At 75.1% G+C, this 8,381-nt stretch carries 3 protein-coding genes and 1 pseudogene; all 4 read right to left on the reverse strand.

Annotated elements, in window-relative coordinates; translation table 11 throughout:
- Positions 1-247: 247 nt before the first annotated feature.
- Positions 248-4,663: an Rne/Rng family ribonuclease gene (locus AB0F01_RS04180; protein ID WP_362089716.1), complete on the reverse strand. Its 4,416-nt coding sequence runs from the start codon at positions 4,661-4,663 to the stop codon at positions 248-250.
- Positions 4,664-4,923: 260 nt separating this feature from the next.
- Positions 4,924-5,700, reverse strand: a complete 777-nt coding sequence (locus AB0F01_RS04185) for a TIGR03936 family radical SAM-associated protein (protein WP_362089718.1) — start codon at positions 5,698-5,700, stop codon at positions 4,924-4,926.
- Positions 5,701-6,490: 790 nt separating this feature from the next.
- Positions 6,491-7,225, reverse strand: a pseudogene (locus tag AB0F01_RS04190) (MHYT domain-containing protein); the annotation flags it as partial.
- 183 nt (positions 7,226-7,408) lie between these two features.
- Complete coding sequence (locus AB0F01_RS04195; protein ID WP_362089720.1) at positions 7,409-8,380, reverse strand: hypothetical protein; 972 nt, start codon at positions 8,378-8,380, stop codon at positions 7,409-7,411.
- Between the last annotated feature and the right edge of the window lies 1 nt (position 8,381).

Below are 8,381 nucleotides of genomic sequence, written 5' to 3' on the forward strand. Positions count from 1 at the left end.
CCCGGCGGCCGGGACCACGCGGGCGTCGTCGGTACAGGGGGGAACTGTCTGCTCGGAGTCGCCACAGAGGTACCTCCGCCCGGTCAGGGGTCGGTCACACCCGCACGGAGAGTGACAGTATCCGCATCCTAAGTGACCCGGACCGATCGCGCCGCACGACGAAGCGCAGGACACCGGGGGTGCGGTGTCCTGCGCTTCGTGGTAACCGGGCCCGGAGGCCGTCCCGCCCCGTCGGGGGCGGGACCGATCAGTCCTCCGTGCCGGCGGTGACCGAGGAGGACGGCTGCTGAGCGGCGGCCGCGGTCTTCGCGGTCGTCTTCTTCGCCGGCGCCTTCTTGGTCGTCGCCTTCTTCGCCGTGGCCTTCTTGGCGGTCGTGGTGCTCTTGGCCGCCTTCGTGGCCGTGGTCTTCTTGGCGGCCGTGGTCTTCTTCGCGGCCGTCTTCTTGGTGGCCGCCTTCTTCGCCGTGGCCTTCTTGGCCGCCTTGCGGGCGGTCTTCTTGGCCGGGGCGGCCTCACCGTCGGCCGCCTCGGCGGTGTCGTCCGACGCGGTGCCCGCCGCGTCGGTGCCCTCGGCGGCGGTGTCCCCGGCGTCCGTGGCGGGGGTGGTCCCCGCCGGGTCACCGGCGGCGGCCCGCTCGGGCTCCGCCTGCGGGGCCGGCTCGTCGGCCGTCGCCGACGGCACGACCAGGACGGCCGCCTCCTCCGACGCGGTGGACGCCACCGGCTTGCGCACGGCGCGGCGGCGCGCACGGGCCGGGGCGGCGGCGGTCTCGGCCGGCGCCTCCTCCGCCCGCTCGGGCTGCGGCTCGGGCTGCGGCTCGGGCGTCGTGGCGGCCGACGGGGCCGTCTCGGCGACCGTCACCACGGCCGCCTCGGCACCCGCGGGGGAACCGGCCGGCGCGGACACCTTGCGGGTGGCCCGGCGCCGGGTACGGCCCTTCGGTGCCGCGTCCCCGGCGGACGGGGCCTGCTGCGCGGCTTCCTGCTCGGCTGCCTGCCCGGCTTCCCTCTCCGCTGCCTGCTCGTCGACCGGCGCCTCGACGACCGGGTCCTCGGCGGCTGCCGGTGCGGCCTGGGCCTCGGCGGCCCGCTCCGGGCGCACCGGACGCGCGGCCTCTTCCTCCGCCGTCACGTCCTGAGCCGTCGGCACCTCGTCGACGGCCGGCTCGCGCCGGGCCTCCTCGCGCCTCGGGGCGCCCGCCGGGGCCGAGGCCCTCCGGCTCGCCCGGCGACGGCTCCGGCCACGGGTGGCCGCGGCCTCCGCCTCGGCGGCGCTGCTGTACAGCTCCTCGTCGGGCTCGAAGGCGGGCGCGGGCAGCGCGACCGGCGCGGCGGCCTCCGCCGCCACCTCGGCCTCGGACTCCCGCTCGGCCTCCCGCTCCGCGTCCGGCGCGGTCACGGCGGCGCCCGTCTCGTGCTCGTGGGTCTCGTGCGTGTGGTCCGCGGCACCGGCCCGCGCCCGCTTGCGGCGCTTGGACCCGCCCCCGTTGGAGGACGGCTGGTCCAGGTGCACGATCACGCCGCGCCCGTTGCAGTGGACGCAGGTCTCCGAGAACGACTCCAGCAGGCCCTGGCCGACCCGCTTGCGGGTCATCTGGACCAGACCCAGCGACGTCACCTCCGCGACCTGGTGCTTGGTGCGGTCCCGGCCCAGGCACTCCAGCAGGCGCCGCAGCACCAGGTCCCGGTTGGACTCCAGCACCATGTCGATGAAGTCGATGACGATGATGCCGCCGAGGTCGCGCAGCCGCAGCTGGCGCACGATCTCCTCGGCCGCCTCCAGGTTGTTCCGGGTGACGGTCTCCTCGAGGTTGCCGCCCTGACCGGTGAACTTCCCGGTGTTGACGTCGATGACGACCATCGCCTCGGTCCGGTCGATCACCAGCGAGCCGCCGCTCGGCAGCCACACCTTGCGGTCCAGCGCCTTGGCGAGCTGCTCGTCGATCCGGTACGTGGCGAAGACGTCGACCTCACTCGTCCAGCGGGACAGCCGCTCGGCGAGGTCCGGCGCCACGTTCGACACGTAGCCGTGGATGGTCTGCCACGCCTCGTCACCGCTGACGACGACCTTGGTGAAGTCCTCGTTGAAGATGTCCCGCACGACCCGGACCGTCATGTCCGGCTCGCCGTAGAGCAGGGACGGCGAGCTGGCGCTGCTGCTCCTGGACTTCTTGCGGATCTCCTCCCACTGCCCCTGGAGCCGCTCGACGTCCCGGCGCAGCTCCTCCTCGCTCGCGCCCTCGGCGGCGGTGCGCACGATGACGCCGGCGTCCTCGGGGACGATCTTCTTCAGGATCGTCTTCAGCCGGGAGCGCTCGGTGTCGGGCAGCTTGCGGCTGATCCCGGTCATCGAGCCCTCGGGGACGTACACGAGGTACCGGCCCGGGAGGGAGACCTGGCTGGTCAGGCGGGCACCCTTGTGACCGATGGGGTCCTTGGTGACCTGGACCAGCACCGACTGGCCCGACTTCAGCGCGGACTCGATGCGGCGCGGGCCGTTGGCCATGCCCAGCGCCTCGAAGTTGACCTCACCGGCGTACAGGACGGCGTTGCGGCCCTTGCCGATGTCGATGAAGGCGGCCTCCATCGACGGCAGCACGTTCTGCACCTTGCCGAGGTAGACGTTGCCGACGTACGACGTCGACTGCTCCTTGTTGACGTAGTGCTCGACGAGCACCCCGTCCTCGAGCACGCCGATCTGGGTACGGTCGCCGTGCTGGCGGACCACCATCACCCGCTCGACGGCCTCGCGGCGGGCGAGGAACTCGGCCTCGGTGATGATCGGGACGCGTCGGCGGCCCTGCTCGCGGCCCTCCCGGCGGCGCTGCTTCTTCGCCTCCAGGCGGGTCGAGCCCTTGATGGATTGCACCTCGTCGGACGGCTCCGCGGCCTTGCGCGGCTCGCGCACCTTCACGACCGTGCGCTCCGGGTCGTCGGTCGAGGTCTCGGCCTCGCCCCCGTTGTCCCCGGCGCGGCGACGGCGACGGCGACGCCGGCGGCTGCTGCTGGAGCCGTTGCCGGAGCCCGTGTCGGAGTGGTCCTCGGCAGACCCGTCGTCGTCCGCCGCGTCGTCCGCGTCCTCCTGGGTCTGTTCGGCGGTGTCCTCGGCGTCCTGGGCGGCCTGCTCGGCGGCGACCCGGCCGGTGTCCGCGTCCGCGGAGTCGTCACCGTCGGTGTCGTTCTCGGCGGAGTCGCCGCGCCGGCGGCGACGGCCTCCGCGGCGGCGCCGGCGGCGCGAACCGGACGCCTCGTTGTCGTCCTGGTCGTCGCCGTCGTCTGCGTGGTCCTCGGCGGAGGAGTCGGTGTCCTCCTCGTCGTCCTCGGACCGGGTCGACTGCTCCGGGGCCGCGGACGGCGCCGCCTCGGGCTCGTCGGCCGCGCCGCGGCGGCGGCGACGGCGCCGGGAGGCGGTCGGCTGCTCCTCGGGGAGCTCCGCCGTCTCGTCGGCGTCGTCCGCGCCGACGGCCTCGGCGGCCGCTTCGGCTGCGGCCCGCTCCGGGGTCTGGAACCGGGGCTCGGTGAAGACCGGGGGCTGGAACACGGCGACGGCGGGACGCGCGGGACGCGACCGCGCCCCCCTCGCACTCCCGGCCTCGCTGTCGGAGCCGGCCTGCTCCCCGGCGGCGGGGCGCGCGGGCTCCGCGAACCCGGCGGCGGCCTTGCGGACCACGCGGCGACGGCGGCGCGGAGCAGCGTCCTCCGCCGGGGCCGCGGCCTCGGCGGCGGCGCTCTCGTCGGTCGCGGACGTCGTCTTTCGGGTGCTCCGGGTCACGCGGGGCTTCGCCTCCTCGGCGGAGGAGGAGGGTGCGGCGTCGGGGGTGGAGGCCGGACCGGCCGTGTCGTCGGGGGCGGCTGCTGCGCCGTCCGTGGCGGACGGGGCGGTCTCCGCGTCCGCGGAAGCGGCGGGAGCGCCGGCGGGCGCAGAGGCCCGGCGCGTGGCCCGGCGGCGGGGACGGCGCGGGGCCTCGTCCTCGGCGGAGACGGCGCCTGAGGTGTCAGCGGCCTCGGCGGCGGCCTCGGCCTTCTCGCCGGGCGCGTCACCGGCAGCGGCGTCGACGGCGGGGGCGGACGAGTCCGCGTCCGTCGTGGCGGCGGCATCGGGAGCCGTGGCGGCGCTCTCCTCCGGGGAGGCCACCGTGCGCGTGGCGCGGCGGCGGGTACGGCGGGGGGCGGCGTCCGCGGAGCTCTGCGCGGCGTCGGCGGCCGGGACCGCGCTCTCGGCGTCCTCGGAGCCGGGCGTCTCCTGCTCAGCGGCGGCGGACGTGGCCGTCGCCGGGACGACGGTCTCGGCGGCCTCCGCCGACGCGGGAGCCCCGGCGGGCGCGGCCGCACGGCGGACCACACGGCGGCGGCGGGGCGGAGCGGCCTGCTCCTGAGCCCCGTCGGGCGACTCGGAAGGCTCGGACGGGGCGGAGGTCACCGGTGCGGCGGCCGGGGTCTCCTCGGCCGCGTCGGCCTCGGTGCCCGCCTGGTCCGCCGGGTCACCGGTGTCGGACGCGTCCGCGGCCGCCACGGGCGGTGCCACGGTCTCCGCGGTGCTGTCGGAGGCCCCGGCCGGCGGTCCCGCCGGCCGTGAGGCGGCACGCCTGCGCCGACGCGGCGGCAGGGTGTCGCTGGGGCTGTTCTGTTCGGAGCCCTGGGTGGGCTCGGTCGGTTCGAGCATGCGGGCGTTTCTCCCGTCAGGCTCCCGGGCGCCGCACCTGGCCCGGCGATGCCGGTGACGTCCACGGCCCGCGCGATGCGCGTTGACCGCCGTCCGGGGCGCGGGCGCCGCACGGAAGCTCTCTGTGTCCTGTCTCGCCGGTTCCGTACACCGAATGCGCACGGCCTGGCGAAAGTCTTCTGGTCGGTGCGCTGCCCGACCCAGGTGGCTCCCGAGTTCGAGGGCGGCGCTACGACGTCCGTCCCTACGCGGGACCTTCCTTACACCGGCGCCGTCGCGGCGGCAGTGGCGCCGGCCGGTTGCGGCTCGGTCACTGCTGCCTCGCGGTCGGGCGCGAGCGGGTCGGTCACCGTGCCGGCCTCTTCATCGAGCAGCCCCTGCGCCAGCCTGGTCACCGCAGCGGGGACCGGCGGCGCCAGGTCGGCCACGGCGCGGAGACCGGACAGGACGTCGTCGGGTCGTACGGCAGGCGTCACGTGCCGAACAACCAGCCGCAGTATCGCACAGGGCCGGTCGCTCGGCCTATCGGCCGATGAGGTGTGCGTTTCCCCGCACTCCAGGGCGACGACCGCGGAACGGGCGTCGAAGGTGCGCACGCCGTTCTTGGTGCGGCGCTGCACCTCCACCGTCCCGGCCGCCTCGAAGGCGTCCACCGCTCGGCGGGCGTCCTCGGGGTCGACCCCGTCCAGCCGCAGCTCCCACACCGAAGCCGTCAGCCGGTCGGCCAGGCCGGGGGTGCGGGCCTCCACCGCGTCGACGATGTCGAGGCCGGTGGGCATCGACGCGTCGAGCAGGGCCCGGAGCCGCTCGGGGTCGCGCGGCTCGGTGAGCGCGATCTCCAGGAACTCCGCCTCGCTGCCCGTGCCGGTGGGTGCGGCATTGGCGTACGACACCTTGGGGTGCGGAGTGAATCCCGCGGAGTAGGCCATCGGCACCTCGGCGCGGCGCAGGGCACGCTCGAAGGCCCGCTGGAAGTCACGGTGGCTGGTGAACCGGAGGCGGCCGCGCTTGGTGTAGCGCAGTCGGATGCGCTGCACCGCGGGTGCGGGCGGCGGGCCTTCGGGCTGTCGCTTGCCCAGGGGTTCTTCTCCTCGTGGGAAGGGAGACGCGGGTGCGCGCCGCCCTCTGTCGTACGGCGGTGGGACCACCGACTCCGGCGTGTCCGGCCCCTGCGGGTCCGGCACCGGGACAGCGGTCGTTGCTCTTTCCAGAGTACGTCCAGGACGGCCCCCGGAGTTCCCGGTCACCAGCCGGAGTCGCCGCTCCCCGTTCCCCCGGCGCCTCCGGGGCCGCGGAGCGGCTCCTGCCGGGTGCCCCGTGACGGGTCCGTCATGCCTGCCCTGGGGGACGGGCCCCGTAGGGGCGTCCGTCGTCCGGTGCGGCGGTGTGAGGAGCGACACCATGGGGCCCGGACCCCTGTGCCCGGTCCCCATGTGCGAAGCCGCCGTGGACGCCGGGCCCCTGTGCGGGGCCCCCATGTGCGGGGGCTCCATATGCGGCTCCCCCATGTGCGGGGACTCCATGGGCGCCCGGCCCAGGAGCGGCGGCGTCCGGGGTGAGGCTCCCGGAGGGGTGAGAGCCGGGCCGCGGACCGCCGGATCCGGTGGGCTGCGGCGCTCCGACCCGGTCCCCGAATCCCGGGCCGCCGGGGAGAGCGGAGCTGTCCGGGAAGCCGAAGCCGTCCGCGAGGCCGGGGGTCCGCGGCGGGCCGGGGACGCCTGTCCGGGCCGGCTCCGCCGGGCTCGCGTACTGCCGGGTGAAGGCGTCGAGGGCGGGGCTCGGGACGGGCCGGGGGGCCCGCACGACGCGATCGCGGTCGCGGTCGCGGTCCTCGCCCGCCACCAGCAGCGGGTCGAACATCACGACGACCGAGGCCAGGAGCAGGAAGACCAGCGGGCCGAGCAGCATCGGCAGCAGGACGGAACTCAGCGGCGCGGCCCCCGCCCCGGCTTCCCCGGTGTGCAGGTGCACGCTCATGGCGGACATGCCGGTGTAGTGCATGCCGGTGACGGCGACACCCATGATGACGCTGGCGCCGAGGCTGGCGCGGAAGCCGCGGATCGTGACCGCGGCCCAGAGGGCCGCGGTGGCCGCGACGACGGCGATCACCACCGAGAGGCCGACCAGGAGCGGGTCGTAGTGGAACTCGCCGTGCATCCGCATGCTCCACATGCCGATGTAGTGCATGCCCGCGACGCCCAACCCGGTGAGGACGCCCGCGGCGGACAGCGGGACGCGGCCCGTGCCGCGGTAGCCGACGATGAAGACGCCGATGCCCACCACGACGATCGCGACCAGCAGGCTGAGCAGGGTCAGCGGGACGTCGTAGCTGATGGACACCTCCTCGACGGAGAAGCCGGTCATCGCGATGAAGTGCATCGTCCAGATGCCGCAGCCGATGGAGGCCGCACCGAGTGCCAGCCAGCCCGGCTTCCACGAGCCCGCGCGCCCGAGCGAGCGGGTGGTGCACCGCAGTCCCAGGGCTCCACCGAGGCATGCCATGAGGAACGCCGCGATGGGGGTGACCAGGCCGTAACTGAAGCCGTCGACTGTGCCTTGCATGTTCCTGCTGTCCCTCGAACGACGTGCACGCTGTACAGCACGCGTGCAGCTTGTAGGACTTCTGCACGAGAAGTAGTGCATGCAGATTACACGTGTAAATCAGCCACTCTGGCCGGAAGTCGACGAACAGGTACCCCACAGGCGGCGCATACAGCGACATCACCTGACAAAAGGTCGCACGTATCAGCGGCCCGAACTCCGTCGGTCGACCGCCCGTGCCGTGCCCGCGGACCCCAGGAGCGCCCGGCGGACGTCGGCGCGCACCCGCCCCGCCGACGCGCGGGCCGCCACCAGGGCCTCCCGGACCGCTCGCCCCATCCCCCGAGCCGTCCGCACCACCGGCCGCAGCACGCCGTCCCGCACGACGTGCCCGACCGGCGTCAGCACGCTCCGGTACACCCACTGCGCCGGCGCCACGACGGTCCACCGCAGCAGGCTCAGCAGGAACCGCCCGACGGCGCGCGAGATGTGGCCGGCGACACGCCAGCCGTGCACCAGCGCGTCCCGGACCTCGCGCCCCACCACGGCGAGCGCCCGGCCCATCGGCACCAGCACCCACCGCCACACGGCCGACGCGGGCAGCACCAGAACTGCCATGACCAGCCAGTACAGCGCGGCACCGACCCCGGTCACCACCAGCCCCACCAGCCAGGCGATCCCCCGGCCGCACCACAGCAGCGCCCGCCCGACCGGGGTGAGCACCCGCGCGTACAGCCACACCGACGGCACCACCACCAGCACGTTCACCAACCAGGCCAGCCCCCGGTACACCCCGACCCCCACCGCGGCCACCACAGCACCCACCGCCCGCGACACCCACACCACGGCGTGGCCCAGCGGCGTCAGCACCCGCGCGTACAGCCACCCGGCGGGCATCACGACCAGCACGTTCACCAGCCACGCCAGCCCCCGGTACACCCCGACCCCCACCGCGGCCACCACAGCACCCACCGCCCGCGACACCCACACCACGGCGTGGCCCAGCGGCGTCAACAGGTGCCGGTACAGCCACACCGAGGGGACCACCACCAGCACGTTCACCAGCCAGGCCAGCCCTCGATACACCCCGACCCCCACCGCGGCCACCACAGCACCCACCGCCCGCGACACCCACACCACGGCGTGGCCCAGCGGCGTCAACAGGTGCCGGTACAGC

It is taken from the genome of Streptomyces sp. NPDC029526 (assembly GCF_040637405.1).
Classification (GTDB): domain Bacteria; phylum Actinomycetota; class Actinomycetes; order Streptomycetales; family Streptomycetaceae; genus Streptomyces.